Source organism: Klebsiella sp. K5-306, from assembly GCF_051835185.1.
Classification (GTDB): domain Bacteria; phylum Pseudomonadota; class Gammaproteobacteria; order Enterobacterales; family Enterobacteriaceae; genus Klebsiella; species Klebsiella oxytoca.
In genome coordinates this window covers 617,574-638,935 of sequence record NZ_JAIFJY010000001.1, presented here as the reverse complement: position 1 = coordinate 638,935, position 21,362 = coordinate 617,574, and the positions used below count along the sequence as shown (strand labels likewise).

The 21,362-nt window shown below is 55.8% G+C and carries 21 protein-coding genes and 1 pseudogene; 12 read left to right on the top strand and 10 right to left on the bottom strand.

Annotated features, from left to right (window positions below):
- Positions 1 to 150 precede the first annotated feature (150 nt).
- The 4 genes from K2184_RS03050 to K2184_RS03035 form a co-directional block, all read right to left on the bottom strand.
- Positions 151 to 1,527 carry an MFS transporter gene (locus K2184_RS03050; RefSeq protein ID WP_004102438.1) on the bottom strand — a complete coding sequence of 459 codons (1,377 nt, stop codon included), beginning with the start codon at positions 1,525 to 1,527 and terminating at the stop codon, positions 151 to 153.
- A 43-nt stretch (positions 1,528 to 1,570) separates the two neighbouring features.
- Entirely contained in the window at positions 1,571 to 2,590 is a 1,020-nt protein-coding gene (locus K2184_RS03045) for a Zn-dependent oxidoreductase (RefSeq protein WP_163525521.1), read from the bottom strand.
- Between the two features lie 15 nt (positions 2,591 to 2,605).
- Entirely contained in the window at positions 2,606 to 3,820 is a 1,215-nt protein-coding gene (gene rspA, locus K2184_RS03040; protein WP_004113339.1) for a starvation-sensing protein RspA, read from the bottom strand.
- Positions 3,821 to 4,030: 210 nt separating this feature from the next.
- Positions 4,031 to 4,357 (bottom strand): YnfA family protein, encoded by a 327-nt coding sequence (locus K2184_RS03035; protein ID WP_004102445.1) that lies wholly within the window; start codon positions 4,355 to 4,357, stop codon positions 4,031 to 4,033.
- Positions 4,358 to 4,493: 136 nt separating this feature from the next.
- On the opposite strand from K2184_RS03035, the gene K2184_RS03030 reads away from it, so the two are divergent.
- Both K2184_RS03030 and speG read left to right on the top strand, forming a co-directional pair.
- Positions 4,494 to 4,835: a DUF1283 family protein gene (locus K2184_RS03030; protein WP_004102447.1), complete on the top strand. Its 342-nt coding sequence runs from the start codon at positions 4,494 to 4,496 to the stop codon at positions 4,833 to 4,835.
- 60 nt (positions 4,836 to 4,895) lie between these two features.
- A complete protein-coding gene (speG, locus tag K2184_RS03025) occupies positions 4,896 to 5,456 on the top strand; it encodes a spermidine N1-acetyltransferase (RefSeq protein WP_004102449.1) in 561 nt (186 codons plus the stop codon).
- Here speG and K2184_RS03020 read toward each other — a convergent pair.
- The gene (locus tag K2184_RS03020; protein ID WP_004102453.1) at positions 5,450 to 6,160 is read right to left on the bottom strand and encodes a YnfC family lipoprotein; all 711 of its coding nucleotides are present in this window, start codon (positions 6,158 to 6,160) and stop codon (positions 5,450 to 5,452) included. The genes speG and K2184_RS03020 overlap by 7 nt on opposite strands.
- A gap of 102 nt (positions 6,161 to 6,262) precedes the next feature.
- Here K2184_RS03020 and K2184_RS03015 point away from each other — a divergent pair, with 102 nt between their 5' ends.
- From K2184_RS03015 to clcB, 6 genes and pseudogenes are all read left to right on the top strand, one after another.
- A complete protein-coding gene (locus tag K2184_RS03015; protein ID WP_004102460.1) occupies positions 6,263 to 6,514 on the top strand; it encodes a DUF1161 domain-containing protein in 252 nt (83 codons plus the stop codon).
- A gap of 148 nt (positions 6,515 to 6,662) precedes the next feature.
- Positions 6,663 to 8,914 (top strand): annotated as a pseudogene (locus K2184_RS03010) (DmsA/YnfE/YnfF family dimethyl sulfoxide reductase).
- Between the two features lie 10 nt (positions 8,915 to 8,924).
- A complete protein-coding gene (locus K2184_RS03005; protein ID WP_004102463.1) occupies positions 8,925 to 9,542 on the top strand; it encodes a DMSO/selenate family reductase complex B subunit in 618 nt (205 codons plus the stop codon).
- Position 9,543: 1 nt separating this feature from the next.
- Positions 9,544 to 10,401 carry a DmsC/YnfH family molybdoenzyme membrane anchor subunit gene (locus K2184_RS03000; RefSeq protein ID WP_004113347.1) on the top strand — a complete coding sequence of 286 codons (858 nt, stop codon included), beginning with the start codon at positions 9,544 to 9,546 and terminating at the stop codon, positions 10,399 to 10,401.
- 39 nt (positions 10,402 to 10,440) lie between these two features.
- Positions 10,441 to 11,049, top strand: a complete 609-nt coding sequence (gene dmsD / locus K2184_RS02995; protein ID WP_049095544.1) for a Tat proofreading chaperone DmsD — start codon at positions 10,441 to 10,443, stop codon at positions 11,047 to 11,049.
- 143 nt (positions 11,050 to 11,192) lie between these two features.
- Positions 11,193 to 12,488 carry a voltage-gated ClC-type chloride channel ClcB gene (clcB, locus tag K2184_RS02990; RefSeq protein WP_064370126.1) on the top strand — a complete coding sequence of 432 codons (1,296 nt, stop codon included), beginning with the start codon at positions 11,193 to 11,195 and terminating at the stop codon, positions 12,486 to 12,488.
- Here the strand turns inward: clcB and bioD are convergent.
- The 3 genes from bioD to K2184_RS02975 all read right to left on the bottom strand — a co-directional run bounded on the left by bioD (position 12,441) and on the right by K2184_RS02975 (position 15,511).
- On the bottom strand, positions 12,441 to 13,136 hold the full coding sequence (gene bioD, locus K2184_RS02985; protein ID WP_004102470.1) for a dethiobiotin synthase: 696 nt from the start codon (positions 13,134 to 13,136) through the stop codon (positions 12,441 to 12,443). The two genes, clcB and bioD, sit on opposite strands and share 48 nt — an antisense overlap.
- Before the next feature lie 127 nt (positions 13,137 to 13,263).
- Positions 13,264 to 14,484, bottom strand: coding sequence for a sugar metabolism global transcriptional regulator Mlc (gene mlc, locus K2184_RS02980; RefSeq protein ID WP_004102473.1), 1,221 nt, complete (start codon positions 14,482 to 14,484; stop codon positions 13,264 to 13,266).
- Between the two features lie 133 nt (positions 14,485 to 14,617).
- On the bottom strand, positions 14,618 to 15,511 hold the full coding sequence (locus K2184_RS02975) for a LysR family transcriptional regulator (RefSeq protein WP_004102475.1): 894 nt from the start codon (positions 15,509 to 15,511) through the stop codon (positions 14,618 to 14,620).
- Positions 15,512 to 15,627: 116 nt separating this feature from the next.
- On the opposite strand from K2184_RS02975, the gene K2184_RS02970 reads away from it, so the two are divergent.
- Positions 15,628 to 16,878: an MFS transporter gene (locus tag K2184_RS02970; protein ID WP_004102477.1), complete on the top strand. Its 1,251-nt coding sequence runs from the start codon at positions 15,628 to 15,630 to the stop codon at positions 16,876 to 16,878.
- A gap of 35 nt (positions 16,879 to 16,913) precedes the next feature.
- Here the strand turns inward: K2184_RS02970 and K2184_RS02965 are convergent, their stop codons facing one another.
- On the bottom strand, positions 16,914 to 17,006 hold the full coding sequence (locus tag K2184_RS02965) for a KPN_01571 family protein (protein ID WP_004102479.1): 93 nt from the start codon (positions 17,004 to 17,006) through the stop codon (positions 16,914 to 16,916).
- Between the two features lie 343 nt (positions 17,007 to 17,349).
- Here K2184_RS02965 and K2184_RS02960 point away from each other — a divergent pair, with 343 nt between their 5' ends.
- Both K2184_RS02960 and asr read left to right on the top strand, forming a co-directional pair.
- Positions 17,350 to 18,837 (top strand): carboxypeptidase M32, encoded by a 1,488-nt coding sequence (locus K2184_RS02960; RefSeq protein ID WP_064370123.1) that lies wholly within the window; start codon positions 17,350 to 17,352, stop codon positions 18,835 to 18,837.
- A 173-nt stretch (positions 18,838 to 19,010) separates the two neighbouring features.
- A complete protein-coding gene (asr, locus tag K2184_RS02955; protein ID WP_004102497.1) occupies positions 19,011 to 19,379 on the top strand; it encodes an acid resistance repetitive basic protein Asr in 369 nt (122 codons plus the stop codon).
- Between the two features lie 146 nt (positions 19,380 to 19,525).
- Here asr and K2184_RS02950 read toward each other — a convergent pair whose 3' ends face one another.
- Positions 19,526 to 20,134: a LysE family translocator gene (locus tag K2184_RS02950; RefSeq protein ID WP_004102499.1), complete on the bottom strand. Its 609-nt coding sequence runs from the start codon at positions 20,132 to 20,134 to the stop codon at positions 19,526 to 19,528.
- Positions 20,135 to 20,251: 117 nt separating this feature from the next.
- Between K2184_RS02950 and K2184_RS02945 the strand changes: the two genes are divergently transcribed.
- Entirely contained in the window at positions 20,252 to 21,190 is a 939-nt protein-coding gene (locus K2184_RS02945) for a LysR substrate-binding domain-containing protein (protein WP_049591906.1), read from the top strand.
- The last annotated feature ends 172 nt before the right edge of the window (positions 21,191 to 21,362 follow it).

Below are 21,362 nucleotides of genomic sequence, written 5' to 3'. Positions count from 1 at the left end.
GATATCCTTGACCTTTATCAACTACCATACAAGACAGAGTGGGTTATTTACCGTACTATTTCACGCACTAAAAGCGTGAAAAATGCCGGGCTAAAGGCCCGGCAGATTGTTATTTTTGGCTATCATCATTCGGTGCGGAATGTATGCTGCTTAAATATATTGTCCGTTGCCCACCGCTTTATTCTGCGGTGCGCAATCCGCTGCATCATTCAGCAAGCTCAGATCGCGATCGCGAACTTCAGGCATCAGGATGGCAGAAATTAAGCCGATGATTGAGTAGCACACCAGCATAACAACAATGGGCATCCATGAACCGGTCATATTACAGAAGATACCGGCCAGAACAGGACCAAAGCCAACCGCGACTAAACCACCCGCCTCTTTAGAGATTGCCATGCGGGTAAAGCGGTTACGTGAGCCGAATATTTCAGCCATCGTAATATTTTCCAGCGCAAACAGGCCTAATACAGCGACGTTATGAATAACGATTAATGACGCCATAATGGTGCTCGCGCTGTAGCTTTTATCAACAATAATCGACAGCATCGGCCAGGCCAGAATAATGGCTGAAATATTGATGATAATATAAGGGATGCGGCGCCCTACTTTATCTGACAGCCAGCCCAGGAATGGAATGGTGATAAAACCAATCACGGAGCTGATCATTAGCGCATCGGTGGGGATACCTTTATCAAACATTAAGGTTTGAACCAGATAGCCCGCCAGGAACGTTTGCAACAGCCCTGAATTTCCGGCCTGCCCAAAGCGCAGCCCCGTGGCCAGCCAGAAAGACTTACTTTTCAGCATTGCGCTGAAGGAGCCTTCCTGAGCGGCCACTCCATTTTGCAGACTGCCTTCTTCGCTCACCTTTTCAAATACCGGGCTTTCTTTCAGATTGAGGCGCAGCCAGATGGCAAAGATCATCACCACTACGCTGGCGAGGAACGGCACACGCCATCCCCACGCGACGAGCTGTTCGCGATCCAGCACGAAGAACATCACCGCCCAGATAGCCGTAGCGCTTAAGGTACCGCAGTTGGTTCCCATCGCTACCAGCGAAGAGATAATTCCGCGCTTACCTTTCGGCGCATATTCCGCCAGCATGGTGCCCGCACCGGATATTTCAGCGCCCGCGCCCAGTCCCTGAATAATGCGTAATGTGACCAGCAATACCGGCGCTAAAATCCCCACCTGCGCATAGGTTGGCAGCACGCCAATGAGCGTAGTGCAAATACCCATCATCGTGATGGTAATAAACAGGACTTTCTTACGCCCAATACGGTCGCCCATTTTACCGAAAATAAAGGCGCCGACGATGCGCGCAATATAGCCTGCGCCGTAGGTGCCCATCGCCAGAATAAGCGCCATAGCGGCAGATTGCTCCGGGAAAAATATCTCGTGGAAAACCAGCGCTGCGCCCAGGGAATAGAGCTGGAAATCCATAAACTCCAGCGCAGTACCTAACCAACCAGATACGGCTGCACGAATGAGATCGGAAGTGGTTCTCTCATTTTTAACGGTAGTCATAATGATTATCTCTAATTGTAGGGTACAAAGTCCGCACCTGTTATTATTGCCCGAAGGTTAATAAAACCTTGCAGCAACGTTTTCTGTCATTTTCAAAAAGCTCAAGAGCGTCAACAACGTGTTGATACGCAAATTCGTGGGTAATCAACTCCTGCGGATCAATTAACCCTTGTTCTAACCAATCAATGACCACGGGGAATTTATTGGCGTTAAGCCGCGATGAGAAAATCGACAGTTCTTTGCCCGTAATTCCTTGCTGCGCCACCTGCGAAGGCTCAGCCGAGAAGCCCATCAAGACAATTCTTGCCGCCGGCGAGGCCAGGGTAACCGCCTCTTGTAAAATAGAGGGATGGCAGGCCGCATCAATGATCAGCGTCGGAAGGATCCCCTGCGCCTTCAGCGTGTCAGCCAGAGGCTCATTGCTGTTGTTAATTACCCAATCCGCTCCGTTACGCTCGGCCATCTGCAGGCGTTCATCGATGCGGTCGACAACGATAACCTGCTTAACGCGGTACACCCGCTTCAGCACCTGTATGGTCGTCAGGCCCATAGGACCCGCGCCGTATACCAGCGCAATATCCTGGTCGGTCGGCGAAACGTGCCCGGTAACGTTGGCCGCAATAGTGAAAGGCTCAATCATCACCGCATCCTTGTCGGAAACGTTGTCAGGCACCCGCCAGGCATTTTTCGCCGGCACCACCGCGTATTCGCTAAACCCCCCGTCCCGATGCACGCCAAGCACCACTAACGAAGTGCAGACGTTCGGCTTGCCCACGGAACAGGGGTAGCAATGACCGCAGCTAATGACCGGATCAACGCTCACGCGCTGGCCGATGGCTTTGTCGGTAACGCCCTCGCCAATGGCGTCGATAACGCCAAAAAATTCATGGCCTATCACCCGCGGGTATTTGGCAAACGGATTATGTCCACGGTAAATATGGCTATCGGAACCGCATATTCCCGCCAGTTTCACCTTAACCCGTACTTCTCCTGCGGCAGGTTGCGGGAGCGGACGCTCTTCAATCACCAGTTCATTCGGCTGACGAATTACGATACTTTTCATTTGTTATTTCCTTCGTTACCAGTTCCACAACGTGCCGTCTTCCAGACGTGCGACAGGCAGATAAGCCGGTTCATAGGGGTATTTCGCGGCCAGTTTTTCATCAAATTCGATACCGAGTCCTGGTTTTTCCCCCGGGTGCATATAGCCGTTATCAAATGTCCAGCTATGCGGGAAAACTTCCAGCATCTGCTCGGAGTAGCCCATATATTCCTGTACGCCGAAATTCGGTACCCACAGGTCGAAATGCAGCGCGGCGGCCATGCAGACCGGAGAGAGATCGGACGGCCCGTGCGAGCCGGTGCGCACCTGATAAAGCGAGGCGAAATCGGCAATCCGGCGCATTCCTGTAATCCCGCCTGCGTGAGTGATGGTGGTACGGATATAGTCAATCAGCTGCTCTTCAATCAGCTGTTTACAGTCCCAGATGCTGTTGAACACTTCTCCAACGGCAATCGGCGTGACGGTATGCTGACGAATTAAACGGAAGCACTCCTGGTTTTCTGCCGGGGTCGGGTCTTCCATCCAGAACAGGCGGTACTCTTCAATGCTTTTGCCAAAACGCGCCGCTTCGATCGGCGTCAGGCGATGGTGCATGTCGTGCAGCAGATGCTCGTCAAAACCAAACTTTTCGCGCACGGCGGCAAACAGGCGCGGAGTGAAATCGAGATACTTTTCGGTGGACCATAGCTGTTCTTCCGGCCACTGGCCTTTCGTTGCCGGTTCGTAGGCCTGGCCTTTACCTTTCGCCATACCGTAAGTGGTTTTCATTCCCGGCACGCCGCACTGCACGCGAATCGCTTTAAACCCCATCTCTTTATGGCGCGCGTAGTCGTCCAGCACTTCGTCAATAGAGTGGCCGGTGGTATGGCAATAAACCATGACCCCTTCCCGCGAAGCCCCGCCCAGCAGCTGATACAGCGGCATACCCGCAGCCTTCGCTTTGATATCCCACAGCGCCATATCGATAGCGGAAATCGCCGACATCGTGACCGGGCCGCGACGCCAGTAGGCGCCCTTGTAGAAAAACTGCCAGATATCTTCTATGCGGTGCGCATCGCGGCCAATCAGCTGCGGGCAGAGGTGATCCCGCAGATACGATGCAACGGACAGCTCGCGGCCGTTTAGCGTCGCGTCACCTAAACCGACGATACCATCATCAGTGGTGATCTTAAGGGTGACGAAGTTGCGTCCCGGGCAGGTGACGAAAACTTCAGCGGCAACGATCTTCATTTCTTCTTCCTTACTTCTATGCGGTTAGTGAACAAAATTAAAACATCAGACCTACTACCATACAAGTATAACGATCGAAAAAGACGCGACAGATCACATTATCTCAGCGCGGTCAGGGAGGGTATAAACGGAGAAGGAATGGGCTAATGCACAAGACAAAGAGGCCGGGATAGCGGTATTTACCCCGGCTTTTTTAACAGAAAAGAAGGGCTAAGCGCGTCCCCAGCCGGCCACAATAATCAGCATGCCGCACAGCGCAACCAGCGCCCCGGCCCAATCATAATGGCTCAGTTTGACGCCATCGACGAAACGCAACCATAGCAGAGCGGTGCAAACATATACCCCGCCATAAGCGGCGTACACCCGCCCACTTGCCTCCGGGTGCAGCGTCAACAGCCAGACAAAAAGCGCCAACGCCAGGCCGGTCGGAATCAGTAGCCAGGGCGTCGCCCCACGTTTTAACCATAGCCACGGTAAATAGCAGCCAATGATTTCACACAGCGCGGTGGCAAAGAAAAGCAGCGTGGTTTTTACCATTTAAAACGTCGTAAGTTGAGCAAGCGTTAACTCATTCTACGCAATAATGGCCGTCGTTAACTCTATTTTGTCGGGTATGCCGTCGAAAGGAGATGTAGTAAACTCACACCACGGGGATCACTTAAAGGAAATCGTGATGAACACAACACTGAACAAACGCTGGTGTCTGACCGCCCTGCTGGCGCTGAGCGCGATGGTCTTTACCGCATCGTCGTTCGCCAAAACGGACAAGCTGGTCATTGAGTCCGGCGACAGCGCCCAGAGCCGCCAGCAGGCCGCGATGGAAAAAGAGCAGTGGAACGACACCCGCTCTTTACGCCAGAAGGTCAACAAGCGCGCCGAAAAAGAGTGGGATAAAGCCGACGTGGCTTTTGATGCCCAGGACAACTGCCAGAAGAGCGCGAACGTCAACGCGTACTGGGAACCTAACACCCTGCGCTGCCTTGACCGCCGCACTGGCCGCACTATTACTCCGTAATGTATGGCGCCTGCGGGCGCCATAATCAGTAAAACTTCGCTATAACACACAGGTATTCCCATGACTGACGCTTATCACGTCAAACTCCGCCCGCTTGAGCGCGAAGACCTCCGCTTTGTCCACCAGCTCGACAACAACGCCAGCGTTATGCGCTACTGGTTTGAAGAGCCCTATGAAGCCTTTGTTGAACTTTCCGACCTGTACGACAAGCACATTCACGATCAGAGCGAACGCCGCTTTGTTATTGAATGCGACGGCGAAAAGGCCGGACTGGTTGAGCTGGTTGAAATCAACCACGTGCACCGTCGCGCTGAGTTTCAGATCATCATCTCCCCTGATTATCAGGGCAAAGGACTGGCCACCCGCGCCGCGAAGCTCGCCATGGATTACGGCTTTATGGTGCTCAACTTATATAAGCTCTACCTTATCGTCGATAAAGAAAATGAAAAAGCGATCCACATCTACCGCAAGCTCGGATTTATGGTGGAAGGTGAACTGATCCACGAATTCTTTATTAACGGTGAATATCGCAATACCATCCGTATGTGCCTGTTCCAGCACCAGTATCTGGCCGAGCATAAACCACAGGGCCAGACGCTGCTGAAACCGACGGCTCAGTAATAGTCAATGGTGCTTTTGATGGTGTAGTGGCGGATCAGCGCAGGCTGTACGCTGTCGTCGACAACCTTAAGCTCACAGCTTACCGGGTTGTCGTGGTCGTCGTAATCGCAGGTCTGACTTACGTTGCCCAGCGTGCGGTCATTAAAGATGCTCACTGCGGTGTAGTCCATCTTTTTGCGCGGATCGGACGACGGCGTTGAGCTTACCGTAAAACGCTCGCCTTTAGCGGTGGTCGTTTTACCCAGCGGATAGCCTTCGCTATCATAGCGGTAGGTCGCGGTGCTCTCCTTGCCGCGAGCGGTGACAACAAATCCGTTATCATCGGTTTCCCACGACACGCCCGCCGAAGGCATTTCCGCCAGCTGGCATTTTCCTTGCAAACGCAGGCGTTTTTCCTGGCTTTGCGCATCCAGATAGTAGTTCGCGTCCAGCACCAGCGCCGCGCCGGTTTTGTTCTCCAGGTCTTCAAATGCCAGCAGGTCAAAGCACCCTTCGCTGGATAAACGCCCTTTAACCCACTTCACCACTTCATCATGTTCGTCATACAGCGTCTGGCTAAACTCTTTCACCGGCCCACGCAGCGGATCGAACTCAAATTCGTTAGAAAAACTCGCCATTTCGGGAGTGAAGGCCTGAGGTGCTCCCTTTTCATCGCAGGCGCTAAGCGCTCCGACAGCCAGTAACAGCAAAAACCGTTTTTTCACGCGCGATTCCTTTTGTGCATAGTACAATCATATTAGCAAATACAATTGTTTACACCACTTCTGCTATGCTTAATTCTGGATAACGTCAATAAGGAGTTTATGATGAAACTATCCCCCTGGCTCTGTGCGGCCCTGCTTCTGGGTTCGACAGCTGCTTTCGCGGCGCCGGATTCCTGCGAGCGGGTAAAAAGCGATATTCAGCAGAAAATCATCAACAACGGCGTCCCGGAATCGGGCTTTAGCCTGGCGATCGTCCCGAACGACCAGCCCGATCGGCCCGGCGAGCAGGTGGTCGGCCACTGCGCCAACGATACCTTTAAAATCATCTACACCCGCGACAGCGGCGCGCAGTAACCTCACCGCATGACTGGAGAAGTCTTATCCCTTGGTTGACCGGGGATAAGATCTCTCTACTCCGTTTTAAGTAAGATCCCTCACTCTCCACGCCGACATTAAGCAGGCGTTGGCATTACGCCATTATAACAAAATCATGGAGTGAGCAATGTCTAACCAGGAACATACCGACGGCCTTACCCGCCGAACGCTAATCAAATCGACCGCCCTTGGTTCGCTGGCCCTCGCCGCCGGCGGTTTATCGCTGCCTTTCAGCCTGCGCAATGCCGCCGCCGCGGTGCAAGACGCTACGCGCGGTGAAGAACGGATTGTCTGGGGGGCCTGCTCGGTCAACTGCGGCAGCCGCTGCGCGCTGCGTTCACACGTGCGTGACGATGAAGTCGTCTGGGTCGAAACCGACAATACCGGCGCGGATATTTATGGCGATCACCAGGTGCGCGCGTGCCTGCGCGGCCGTTCCATTCGCCGGCGCATTAATCATCCCGATCGCCTTAATTATCCCATGAAGCGCGTCGGTAAACGCGGCGAAGGCAAGTTTGTCCGCATTAGCTGGGAAGAGGCGCTGGATACGATTGCTGGCAATCTCAAACGCATCGTCAAAGATTATGGCAACGAAGCCGTTTATATTAACTACTCTTCGGGGATTGTCGGCGGCAACATGACGCGTTCGTCACCCACCGCCTCAGCGGTGGCGGCATCACTTATTATTTAGAACAGGCGCGCGAGCGCTCTAACGCGCGAATGATCGTTATCGACCCGCGCTATACCGATACCGCCGCCGGGCGGGAAGATGAGTGGATCCCGATTCGCCCCGGCACCGACGCCGCGCTGGTGGCCGGCATCGCCTGGGTGCTGATTAATGAAAATCTGGTCGATCAGCCATTCCTCGATAAATACTGCGTCGGTTACGATGAGAAAACGCTGCCGGCAGATGCCCCGGCGAACGGGCATTACAAAGCGTATATTCTCGGCGAGGGTGACGACGGCACGGCGAAAACCCCACAATGGGCATCGCGGATCACCGGCATTCCCGCCAACCGCATCATCAAGCTGGCCCGGGAAATCGGCAGCACGAAACCGGCTTATATTTGCCAGGGATGGGGACCACAGCGCCAGGCTAACGGTGAACTATCGGCCCGAGCGATCGCCATGCTGCCGATACTGACCGGCAACGTCGGCATTAACGGCGGCAACAGCGGCGCCCGCGAATCCACCTATACCATTACTATTGAACGCCTGCCGGTGCTGACCAATCCGGTTAAAACCGCCATCTCCTGCTTTAGCTGGACCGACGCCATCGCTCGCGGCCCGGAAATGACCGCCACCCGCGACGGCGTACGCGGCAAAGAGAAGCTGGATGTGCCAATTAAATTCCTCTGGAACTATGCCGGCAACACCATCATCAACCAGCACTCGGATATCAATAAAACCCACGAGATCCTGCAGGATGAAAGCAAATGCGAGATGATCGTGGTTATCGAAAACTTTATGACTTCATCGGCCAAATATGCCGATATTCTGCTGCCGGACCTGATGACCGTCGAGCAGGAAGATATTATTCCCAACGATTACGCCGGCAATATGGGTTATCTCATTTTCATTCAGCCGGTCACCTCCGCCAAATTTGAGCGCAAACCTATCTACTGGATCCTTAGCGAAGTGGCAAAACGGCTTGGCGAGGATGTCCACCAGAAGTTTACCGAAGGCCGTACCCAGGAGCAGTGGCTGCAGCATTTGTACGCGAAAATGCTGGCGAAAGACCCGGCGCTCCCGAGCTATGACGAACTGAAAAAGATGGGGATTTATAAACGTAGAGACCCCAACGGCCACTTTGTCGCCTATCGCGACTTCCGTAAAGACCCGGCCGCCAATCCGTTAAAAACCCCGTCGGGTAAAATCGAGATTTACTCCAGCCGTCTGGCGGAGATCGCCGCAAACTGGCAGCTCGAAAAGGACGAAACCATTAGCCCGCTGCCGATCTACGCCTCAACCTTTGAAGGCTGGGATGATCCTTTACGCGAGAAGTTCCCGCTGCAAATGTTCGGCTTCCACTACAAGGCGCGCACCCACTCAAGCTACGGCAATGTGGATATACTGCAGGCAGCCTGCCGTCAGGAGGTGTGGCTAAATCCTCTGGACGCCGAAAAACGCGGGATCAAGAACGGCGATATGGTGCGCGTATTCAACGCCCGCGGCGAACTGCGGATCCCGGCCAAGGTGACCCCGCGCATCATGCCCGGCGTGTCGGCGATGGGCCAGGGGGCCTGGCATGATGCCAATATGAATGGCGATCGTATCGATCGCGGCTCGTGTATCAATACGCTGACGACGCACCGCCCTTCGCCGCTGGCTAAGGGCAACCCGCAGCACACCAATCTGGTCGAAATCGAGAAGGTTTAAGGAGTAAACCATGAGCGCTCAGTATGGATTTTTTATCGACTCCGCCCGCTGCACGGGCTGTAAGACCTGCGAGCTGGCCTGTAAGGATTATAAAAACTTAACGCCTGATGTCAGCTTTCGCCGCATCTACGAATACGCGGGCGGCGACTGGCAGGAAGATAACGGCGTGTGGCAGCAAAACGTCTTCGCCTATTACCTGTCAATCGCCTGCAACCACTGCGCAGATCCGGCCTGCACGAAAGTATGCCCCAGCGGCGCCATGCACAAGCGCGATGACGGTTTCGTGGTGGTGAACGAAGAGGTATGCATCGGCTGTCGCTACTGCCATATGGCCTGCCCTTACGGTGCGCCGCAGTACAACGCGGCAAAAGGCCATATGACTAAATGCGACGGCTGCTACGACCGGGTCGCCGAAGGTAAAAAACCGATATGCGTCGAGTCCTGCCCGCTGCGGGCTCTCGACTTTGGCCCCATCGAAGAACTCCGCGAAAAACACGGTCAGCTGGCCGCCGTCGCTCCGCTGCCGTCTGCGCACTTTACCAGGCCGAGTATCGTGATCAAACCGAACGCCAATGCGCGTCCGTGCGGCGATACCACCGGCTATCTGGCCAACCCGAAGGAGGTATAAAATGGGAAACGGATGGCATGAATGGCCGCTGGTGCTGTTTACGGTGCTGGGGCAAAGCGTCGCAGGGGCGATTATCGTCAGCGGGCTGGGCTGGCTTTCGCTGAATAACAACTCCGAAGCCCGGCAGCGCCTGGTGCGGGGCATGTTTTTTATCTGGCTGATAATGGGGATTGGCTTTCTCGCGTCAATCATTCACCTCGGCTCGCCACTGCGGGCATTTAACGCCCTTAACCGGGTGGGATCATCGGCGTTAAGCAATGAAATTGCCAGCGGCGCGCTGTTTTTCGCCGTCGGGGGTTTCTGGTGGCTGGTGACGATTCTCGGGAAAATGCCGCGGGTTCTGGCGAAAGCCTGGCTCCTGCTGACTATGCTGCTCGGCTGCCTGTTCGTCCTTGAGATGACCATGGTGTACCAGATTGATACCGTGCCGACCTGGTATAATGCCTACACCACCGCCGCATTTTTCCTGACAATGGTGCTGTGCGGGCCGCTTTTCGCCGCCCTGCTGCTGCGCGTAGCCAACGTGCCGTTTAACGGCAGAGTTTTCGCTTCGATGAGCGTGCTCGCGCTGCTGGCAAGCCTGGCGGTCGTCATATTGCAGAACAGCGAGCTGGCGGAGATCCACAGCTCCGTACAGCAGGCCAGCGCACTGCTGCCTTATTATGGCTGGCTGCAAATCCTGCGGTTAGTTCTTTTGGCGCTGGGTCTCGGCTGCTGGATCTGCCCGCTGGCAAGACGCCAGAATCCGCGCATCGCCAGCTTGCTGCTCGGACTGGCACTGGTGATGCTCGGCGAGTTTATCGGCCGCGGCCTGTTTTATGGTCTCCATATGACCGTGGGTACGGCGATTGCCGGTTAATAAACGGGTGCTGCGGCACCCTCTGCTGTAAGGAATGGTATGATGCAATCGCAAGACCGCGACGCTGTCGCACTCAGCGCCCGCACGCTGGGCGCTCTGTTCTCTTTTGCGCCGGACAGCGAGCAGGCTGCTCCGCTGGTTGCGGCCCTGCGCGACGGCAGCTGGCGAAGTCAGTGGCCCTACGCGGTGACGGACGGCCTGGCGGCGCTGTTCGCTCGCGAGGACGATGAACCGCTGCCGGAAGCCTGGCAGCGGCTGTTTATCGGTCCGTGGGCGCTGCCTGCGCCGCCGTGGGGCTCCGTCTGGCTGGATAAAGAAAGCGTGTTGTTTGGCGACTCAACGCTGGCGCTTCGTGAATGGATGCGGGTAACCGGCATCGCGCTGTCCGAACAACGTTCGGAGCCGGAAGACCACTTTGGCACCCTGCTACTGCTGGCAGCCTGGCTGTGCGAATCTGCTCAGGATGAGGCCTTTAACCAGCTTCTGGCCTGGCATCTCCTCCCGTGGTCCGGCCGCTTTCTGAGCGTATTTGTGGCCGAGGCGAATCAGCCTTTTTATCAGGCTCTTGGCCAGCTGGCGCAAGAGACGCTGGCGCAATGGCAGGCGCGGCTGCCCTGTGCGGTGGCCGAGAAACCGCTCTACCGTTAACTCCCTCAGCTGATGCCCGCCAGCCGGGCATCACCTGCAAGTGACAATGTCACCTTTCCGCTTCATTCGCACTTATCGCTTTTGCTTATATCTTTATATCCAGAGAAAATAAGCCATCTGTTTCGCGCTAATCGTATTCGCTAATGCATCGTCTTCACGCTTATCCTGATGTCCAGGTTATGTTTCGCCGTCTGGTCATTGCCATGCTGGTCGGCGTCTTCGCCGCCCTCGCGGTTGCCCTGTTCCGCCATGCAATGGCGGGACTGGAAAGCCTGTTTCTGAGCAACGACAGCGGAAGTCTGGTGAACGCCGCTGAGTCTATGCCCGGATGGCGTCGGCTGTTAACGCCAATGCTGGGCGGCCTTGCCGCAGGCGCCCTGCTATGGTTCTGGCAGCGCCGCAGTGTTGAACGTCCGCACGCGCCAACCGACTACATGGAAGCTCTCGAGACCGGCGACGGCGGGTTTGATACCCCGGCCAGCCTGGTAAAATCGCTGGCCTCTCTGCTGGTGGTCACCACCGGCAGCGCTATTGGCCGGGAAGGGGCGATGATCCTGCTGGCCGCGCTGGCCGCCTCGCTGTTCGCCCGCCGATTTACGCCAAAAGATGAGTGGAAGCTGTGGGTCGCCTGCGGCGCCGCCGCCGGGATGGCCAGCGCATACCATGCGCCGCTTGCCGGCAGCCTGTTTATCGCCGAGATCTTATTCGGCACTCTGATGCTGGCGTCGCTTGGTCCGGTCGTCATTGCTGCGGTAACCGCCCTGCTGCTCACCAATCTGCTGAACGGAAGTTCGGCGCCGCTCTACCACGTTGAGTTTCACGCCACCCTGCGCGCGACCCACTATGGGTTAATGCTGGCAACGGGTTTGCTGGCCGGGCTTTGCGGGCCGCTGTTTATCTGGCTGATGAGCTATAGCCATCAGTGCTTTGTCCGGCTGCGTCTGTCGCCCCCCTGGCAGCTGGCGCTGGGCGGGCTTATTGTCGGCCTGCTCTCGCTTCTCGCGCCGGCCGTCTGGGGAAATGGCTACAGTGTCGTACAAAGCTATCTGCTTTCGCCGCCGCTCTTCAGCGCTATCATTCTTGTCTTTGTCTGCAAGCTGCTCGCCGTGCTGACCAGCAGCGGTTCCGGCGCGCCGGGGGGGGTGTTTACGCCAACGCTGTTTGTTGGCCTGGGGATCGGCATGCTATTCGCCAGCCTGACGGGACTGTGGCTACCTGATTACCAGGAGATCGCGATAATGATAGGCTTAACCGGCATGGCGGCGTTTCTGGCGGCGACAACCCATGCGCCGATTATGTCCACGCTGATGATTTGTGAAATGACCGGACAGTACGTTTTACTGCCCGGTTTATTGATTGCCAGCGTACTGGCATCGGTGCTGTCGCGGACGTTACGCCGGGATTCTATCTACCGCCATCATCTCGCCGAGCATCGATAAGTCGATATACTGGCTCAGTTCGCGCTGTTCCGCGCGCGGCAAGTAAGGCAATTCACCGATGAGCGGCGCTGGCAGTTTTTTGCTCAGCACATCGATAATTTCAGCATAATGCGCCAGGCCCGGATTAATACGATTGGCAACCCAGCCAATCAGCGGCAGGCCGTCGTTAGCGATAGCCTGTGCGGTCAGCAAGGCATGGTTGATGCAGCCTTCCTGAATCCCCACCACCATCAGCACCGGCAGCTGTTCCTGTACCACCCACTCCGACAGCGGACGCAGATCGTTCATCAGGCTGCGCCAGCCTCCGGTACCTTCGACCACCACATGCTCAACCTGCGCGCTCATGCGCTGCAGGCCGTCCGACAACAGACCGTAGTTGATTGGGCAACTATGCGCCACGCTGCTTTCATCTTCGCTTAACGCGATGGGATTGACAGCATCATACGGTAACACCAGCGATGACACGCTCTGTAAAACCAGCGCATCTTTGTTCCGCAGTCCGTCCGGCGTCTCTTTACTGCCCTTCGCCACAGGCTTGTACCCGGCTACGCTTTTGCCGCTGGCAGCGAGTGCCTGCAACAGCGCACGGGAAACGACTGTCTTGCCGACAGAAGTGTCAGTACCTGTTATGAAGAAACGCTTAAACATCACTAACCCCACAGTTATGTTGATGAAATATACGGGAGAGAAATAATCAACTGTGGAAAAAGTCTACGCGATGCCATCGAGGGCGGGCTTGAGATAGCGCAATTTTTGGTGTGAATATGAAAAAATGTTAACCCTGTAACAGTCGTATGAGCAACGATCCGTTATAGAGGGCATCCTTTACCAGAGCCGCACCAGCCATCGTTCCCCGGTTAGAAAACTGCGTGCTTTCAACGGCAATATGTCGGCTGTAGGCCGGTAACGATTGTTGTCGAATGCAATCAGATATTGCCGGAAATAAAATATCAGCGGCGAGGTTGAAAGGTGAACCGATAAGGATTTTCTGCGGGTTAAAGAGGTTAACCATAATCGCCAGAATCCGCCCAACGTGGTTCCCGACGCCGCTGATAATGTCGCGTGCAAGTAAATCCCCCTGCAGCGCGGCCTCACATAGCCACTCGACGCTGAGCGGTTGCTGATGCAGCATTGAGCTCATCGACTTGGCCATGCGGATCTGCGCCAGTTCCAGCACGCTCTCGACGCTGGCAATGGTTTCCAGACAGCCATGGTTGCCGCAATAGCAGCGTTTACCATACGGGTCGACCTGAGTGTGGCCGATTTCAACCAGACTGCTGCTGCCCGCGTGCAGCAGACGACCGTCGGTGATCACCCCCGCCCCCACGTTGTGGTCGATAACCACCTGAATCACATCGCGCGCCCCCCTGGAGGCGCCAAACAGCGATTCGGCCATGGTCCAGGCGCTGATGTCGTGCTGAATATAGACCGATACGCCGGTATGATTGGCTAAAATCTCGCCCAGCGGCATATCCTTAACGTCTTCATAAAATGGCATCCGGTGAATAATACCGTGCTCGGTGTCGATAATTCCCGGCATAGTGACGGCAATGGCGGTTAAACGCTCCAGCTTCTTTTGGTGACGAATAAAGAACTGGTCTACGTGATCGAGGAGCCGCGTCGCAAAGGGCTGGACGTGTTGTAATGCCAGCTCCAGCTGCTCTTCCACCACCAGCGCGCTGCTCAGATCGCGAAGCGCGAGGTGGATTTCGCCGCGGCTGATGCGGATTGAGAGGTAGTGCCAGGCTTCGGTTTCCACCATCAACCCTACGGCGGGCCTTCCACGGCTTCCCGGCTCCTGGATTTCCGTTTCCTGCACCAGATGCGCTTCCAGCATTTCGCGGACGATTTTAGTGATACTGGCAGGCGCGAGCTGCGCGAAGCGCGAGAGGTCGATGCGCGACACCGGGCCAAGCTGATCAATCAGGCGATAAACTGCGCCCGCGTTGGTCTGCTTTATTTGATCGATATGGCCTGGCTGACTGTCCGCTACCACCGTTGACTCCCTTTATTTTCGCGCTTCGAAATAAACTGAGGGCTATGGTGAAGCACTTCAACGGTACTCGTCAAATTTTTACTTAGCCTTGTGATTTACCGCACATTTTTAGCCCTGATTTGTCTTAAATGCATCACCTGGCGCTGGCCAGCAGCGATTCGCGAAAACGGCGCGCCGCCTGACCCTGCTCACGATGCTTAGACCATACCAGCCACATTTCCGAGACCGCATCCTGCTCTTCGATGGGCAACCAGCACATTTCCGACAGCTGAACCCGCCGGAATGAGGCCGGTAAAATCGACACGCCAAGCCCGGCGGCAACCAGGCCGATAATGGTCATGGCTTCCCCCACCTCCTGGGTGATGACCGGCGTCAGGTCGTAGCGGCGCATTAACCCCAGAATATCGTCATACAGTCCGGTACCGACATGAGGATCAAAAAAGACGAACGGCTCCCGCGCCAGCTCCCGCAGGCTAACGCCAGGCTGGCTCGCCAGCGGATGGTCGCGGGGCACCATCGCCAGCAGCGGTTCACGCAGCACTCTTTCCCAGACCAGCGTTTCCGGCAGTTGGGTGTTACGCATCAGCCCCAGGTCCAGCGCCCCTTCGTTTAGCGGCACAATCTGCTCGCGAGTGTTGGTTTCCCGCGTCTGAATATGCACATCCGGATAGCGATGGCGGAAGGTCGACAACGTGTCCGATACCGCCTTAATAAAGGGAGCCGACGAAGTAAAGCCAATGCGTAGTTCACCGGTCTCGCCGTGGTGAAGACGAGCGGCCCGCGCGGCGGCATCTTCCACCTGCGAGAGGATCTGCCGACTATCGGCGAGAAACTGCTTGCCGGCATCCGTCAGGCTAACGCTGCGGTTGGTACGAGCAAACAGACGTGCGCCAATTTGCTGCTCAAGGATTTGAATCTGCTGGCTAAGCGGCGGCTGAGATATGTTCAACCGCGCCGCCGCATGACCAAAATGGAGTTCTTCCGCCACCGCAATAAAGTAGCGCAGATGACGCAGCTCAATATTCATATTTAAAACGTCTTATTTGAGATTATTAATATATTAGACAGAATATTTACATTTTCATACCCTTAATAAGTGCCCTGCAAGGTCATTTAACTCTGTATATCAGCAAGGATTTTTCCGTGAGCCGTACAACTACCGCTGACGCCGTCCCGGCAAGCGACGTCAGCGACACCATCGCTCCTCAGCCAAACCAGTTTATCAAACGCGGCACTCCGCAATTTATTCGCGTTACGCTTGCGCTCTTCTCTGCCGGACTGGCGACTTTCGCGCTGCTTTATTGTGTTCAGCCGATCCTGCCCGTGCTCTCCACTGAATTCGGCGTCTCACCAGCCAGCAGCAGTATCTCGTTGTCCATCTCCACCGCCATGCTGGCGGTCGGCCTGCTGTTTACCGGCCCGCTCTCTGACGCGATTGGCCGCAAACAGGTAATGGTGACGGCGCTGGTGCTGGCTTCCTGCTGCTCCCTGCTGTCGACGATGATGTCCAGCTGGCACGGGATCCTGATTATGCGCGCCCTGATTGGTCTGTCGCTGAGCGGCGTGGCGGCGGTCGGCATGACCTACCTGAGCGAAGAGATCCATCCCAGCGTGGTGGCGTTCTCGATGGGGCTGTATATCAGCGGTAACTCCATCGGCGGCATGAGCGGTCGTCTGCTGACCGGTGTATTCACCGATTTCTTCGGCTGGCGGATTGCGCTGGCGGTCATTAGCGGCTTCGCCCTTGCCGCAGCACTGATGTTCTGGCGCATCCTGCCGGAATCGCGCCATTTCCGTCCGACCTCGCTGCGACCAAAAACGCTGCTGATCAACTTTCGTCTGCACTGGCGCGATCGCGGGCTGCCCCTGCTGTTCCTCGAAGGTTTTTTGTTAATGGGGTCCTTCGTCACTCTGTTTAACTATATTGGCTATCGCCTGATGCTCTCGCCGTGGTCATTAAGCCAGGCGGTCGTAGGCCTGCTTTCGGTGGCCTATTTAACCGGAACATGGAGCTCGCCAAAAGCCGGTGCGATGACCGTGCGCTATGGCCGCGGCCCGGTGATGTTGTTTTCCACGGCGGTTATGCTCGGCGGGCTGTTGATGACGTTATTCTCATCGCTGTGGCTGATTTTCATCGGCATGCTGCTGTTCTCTGCGGGATTTTTCGCAGCCCACTCGGTCGCCAGCAGTTGGATCGGCCCACGAGCCCGCCGCGCGCGTGGCCAGGCCTCGTCGCTCTATTTATTCAGCTACTATCTGGGATCCAGCATGGCGGGGACATTAGGCGGCGTGTTCTGGCATAACTACGGCTGGAACGGCGTTGGCGGGTTTATTGCGCTGATGCTGCTGGCTGCGCTGCTTACCGGCGCCTGTTTGCACAAGCGCCTGAAGTAACGCGGGCTTGCGTGGCCTGAAGCGGGCCACGCAGTTCACCACATTCCCAGTACCGACGACATGCCCATCAGTTCTCTGACGGCGTCCATAGAAAGCAGTGCGATAAACAGCCAGGTAAACGGATTCATAATCCACCTCACATCAGCGGCCTGTCTATGTTTATATTTTAGCCAACCACAGAGAAAGAAACTGCTATTTTGCGCACATCCGGATTATTTCGAGCCAAACATAAAATACGCAATCGATTAATCATGACATTATGCTGATGAACCGTCCGGGCAATCACTTACCCGTCTGTACCACCTTACTCCATTAGGGTAGCTGTAGCTGTGGTCAGATGGTCAATTCCAGCGCTGCCTGACGTCCAGGTCAGCATCACCCCGGTTTTTTCATTGTGGGAAAGGTAAAGGAATTGTGATGGAATACTCCTCATTCTCACCTATGCAAACGCAGCCAACAGGATCCGACAATATGGAAAAAAGATCGCCGTATCAGTCACTTGTAAAGACCTTCCAGCGCCTTTCCCGCTTTTCGCATCTCTCCGCCATCGCCGGCTGGGACATGTTCACCATGATGCCGCCCGGCGGCAGCGCGGCCCGCGGCGAAGCGCTGGCTGAGCTTGGCGTTTTGCAACATCAGATTCTGACCGATAAAAAAGTGGGCGAATGGCTGCGCAATGCGCTTCAGGAAGAGCTGAACGATGCTGAGCAGGCAAACCTGCGCGAGATGACCCGCCAGTACGAGCAGGCGGCGCTGCTGCCGGAAAGCCTGGTGGAAGCGAAATCACTGGCGGGTAGCCGCTGCGAGCACGCCTGGCGCAGCCAGCGTCCGGCGAACGACTGGCAGGGCTTTGCTGAAAACCTGCGGGAAGTGGTCAAGCTGAGCCGCGAAGAGGCGCAGATTCGCGCCGCGGCAAAAGACTGCTCCCGCTATGACGCGCTGCTGGATATTTTTGAACCGGATATGACCAGCGCGCGTCTTGATGTGCTGTTCGCTGACCTCAAGTCATGGCTTCCCACGCTGCTGGAGAAAGTGGTTGAAAAGCAGGCGCAAACGCCACTTCTCGAACCTCAAGGGCCGTTTCCGATTGCTGACCAGCGCGAACTGGGGCTGGAAGCGATGCGTGTACTGGGCTTTGATTTTGATGGCGGACGGCTGGATATCAGCGCCCACCCTTTCTGCGGCGGCGTGCCCCAGGACGTGCGTATCACCACGCGCTACAACGAGAACGATCTGCTCAGCGCGCTGTTTGGCGTGATTCATGAAACCGGTCACGCACGCTACGAACAAAATCTGCCGCGTAACTGGATCGATCAGCCCATCGCTCTCGCCCGCTCTACCGCAATCCACGAGTCGCAAAGCCTGTTTTTCGAAATGCAGCTCGGCCGCAGCGAAGCCTTTCTTCAACGCCTGCTGCCAACGGTACGCCGGTACTTTGGCGAGCAGCCGGCCTTTAGCCGCGACAACTTTATCGCCTGGAATCAACGCGTCAAACCGGGCTTTATCCGCGTCGACGCCGACGAGGTGAGCTATCCGGCGCACGTCATTCTGCGCTACGAAATTGAACGTGCGTTGATTGATGGCGATATCGAGGTTGATGATATTCCGGCGCTGTGGGATGAAAAAATGCAGCACTGGCTGGGACTGTCTACTACCGGCAACTATCGGGACGGCTGTATGCAGGATATCCACTGGACCGATGGCGGTTTTGGCTACTTCCCGTCCTACACGCTGGGCGCTATGTACGCCGCTCAGCTGATGGCTTCCGCCAGACGGGCGCTACCGCAGCTAGAAAGCGATATCGCCAACGGTAACTTTACCGCCCTCTTCGATTGGCTGCGGCAGAATATCTGGCAGCACGGCAGCCGTTTCACCACCTCGCAGCTGATACAGCATGCGACCGGGGAAGACCTTAACAGCGACTTTTTCCGCCAGCACCTCACCTCGCGGTATCTGTAAGCTACGGGCGTCGGGCCGCTCCCGGCGCCCAATTATCCCCGGTGAGAGCAGGTTGTACATACGGTTACACGCCGATACCAAACACTCACGGAAACCTCGATAAGACAAGCATATAGTTCTTTCAACGGCCCCGCAGTGGGGTTGAAACAAGAAACCTTTTCGAGGATATCAGAATGAAAAAAGTATTAGCTCTGGTCGTTGCCGCTGCTATGGGTCTGTCTTCTGTCGCTTTCGCTGCCGATGCCGCCACCACCGCCACTCCGGCTCCGGCTGCTGCAACTCACAGCACCACCGCTAAAGCGACCCATCACAAGAAACACCATAAAGCCGCTGTTAAACCGGCTGCAGAGCAGAAAGCGCAGGCGGCTAAAAAGCACAAGAAAGCAGAAGCTAAACCGGCTGCCGCCCAGAAGGCTCAGGCCGCCAAAAAACACAAAAAGGCCGCCGCTAAACCGGTAGCTCAGAAAGCCCAGGCTGCGAAAAAGCACCACAAAACCACCGGGCACCATACCGCTAAAGCTGCTGCCCAACCGGCTGCTTAATCTCCCGGGTGAGATTGATTGATATAATACCGGCGCTGGCTTCAGCGCCGTTTTTTTCCGGAGAGCACTATGCTGCGGCGCTACCGTTTTGAGCTCATCCTGATCCTGCTGATTATCTGCGCGCTGGTCGCCAGCCGTTTTTTCCTCTACTGAAGACTTAGCTGCCAGAGGTTGTAGCCCAGGCCGTAAAGCGCCAGAATTAGCAGGAAAAACGCCGACACCGTTGTTAATCGCTGGGCGTAACGCGCCGTTAACCAACGACGAACCGCCAGAATATAGAGCGTAAGCACGCCTAAGTCGATCATCACCCATACCGCCGTCAGGAGCCCCAGGCTCAAACCGAAGCTGTCGGTTACAGAAATAAACTGCGGAAAAAACGCGGCAAAAAACAGGATATCTTTGGGATTGCTTAACGCGGTCGCAAATCCTGCCATCACCCCACTACGCTTTTTCAATGCATCCTGCGTCACCGGCTCTGCACGTAACATCCCCAGCGCAAGTCGAATAATAAACAGCGACCCGATCGTCGCCATCAGCGTTAGCGCGCGTGGATCAAGCGCCACTATGCCGTTCAGCATCGCAGCAGCAGCGGCCAGCAGCACTAAAGAAGCCAGATTCCCGCCAATCATCGTGCGCACCGCACTGGCAAAGCCTTCCCGCGCCGCCGCGCCGGTCACTAACACCACCACCGGCCCCGGGGTGGCAATAAGCGCCAGTACCGTCAAAGAGTAGGCCGTCAGCAAAGAGATATTCATGATTTAAACTCACCATTTCCCAATTAAAACCCTATCTTCCTCTCTGATTTCAGAGTTGAAAAACGACTTATAGTGAGTTTGAATGTGAGTTTTACTCAATATTGAAAATCTCTGCCAATGTCTATGCCGCCGCTCTACGCACTGCGCGCTTTTGAAACCGCCGCTCGGCTTGGTTCGTTTAGTCAGGCCGCCGCGGCGCTGCACGTCACGCCCGGCGCCGTCAGTCGCCACGTCAGCACCCTGGAGTCATGGTTTGCATGCCGGCTTTTTGTTCGCCATGGCCCAAAGGTCACGCTTACCGATGCCGGCTATCAGCTGGCGAAGGCGCTGAATGAGAGTTTTTCATCGATAGACCGGGCCTGCCAGACCCTGCGTCGTCAGGCAGGCAAGCTACGGCTGAAGGCGCCGTCAACGCTTACGATGCGCTGGCTATTGGACGTCCTGCAACAGTTTCGCCAGCAGCACCAGCGACCGGAAGTGGAAATGAGCAGCCTGTGGATGGATCGCGACAGCGTCGATTTTACTCAGGAGCCATTCGACTGCGCAATCCTCCTGGGAGATGGCAATTTTGGCAATAATAACTGCTGCAGCCTGCTTTTTGCCGAATGGTTAATCCCGCTTTGCGCACCGGGGATGATGCAGCAGGCCAGGCAAGATTTAGCGGCCTGCACGCTGATACATCCGTCCACCGATCGCCGTGACTGGCGGCGCTGGCTCGAGCATTATGAGCGACCTGCGCCGGATATTGCTCAGGGCATCGTCTTTGATACCCTTGAGCAAGGCACCATGGCGGCGATGAGCGGGCACGGCGTCAGCATTGGCGATCTGCTGCTTAATCTACCCGCGATACGCGCCGGGCTGCTGGCCTTACCCTTCCCGACGGCGGTAACTACCGGCGAAGGCTACTATTTTGTCTGGCCGAAAAACCCTCTCAGCCCACAGCCCATCGCTTTACTGCATCACTTTTTAAATCAGCATATCCCCGGCCCGCTCCCCGATAATATTCTCCGCCGGGGAGAGGAGCCCGAATTAGAGAACGTGAACCGCGGCAACTAATAGATAGCCCGTAGCGCCCCAGATCATCGCGGATACGACCGAAACATAAACTAATGCGCGAATACCTTGTTTAGACATAAATCCTCCCGTACATCGGGTGTTAGACATTGCAGATATCATCGCCGGGATAACATCTCTGTTTGCTCAACAAGCGGGTAGCAATAACAACGTT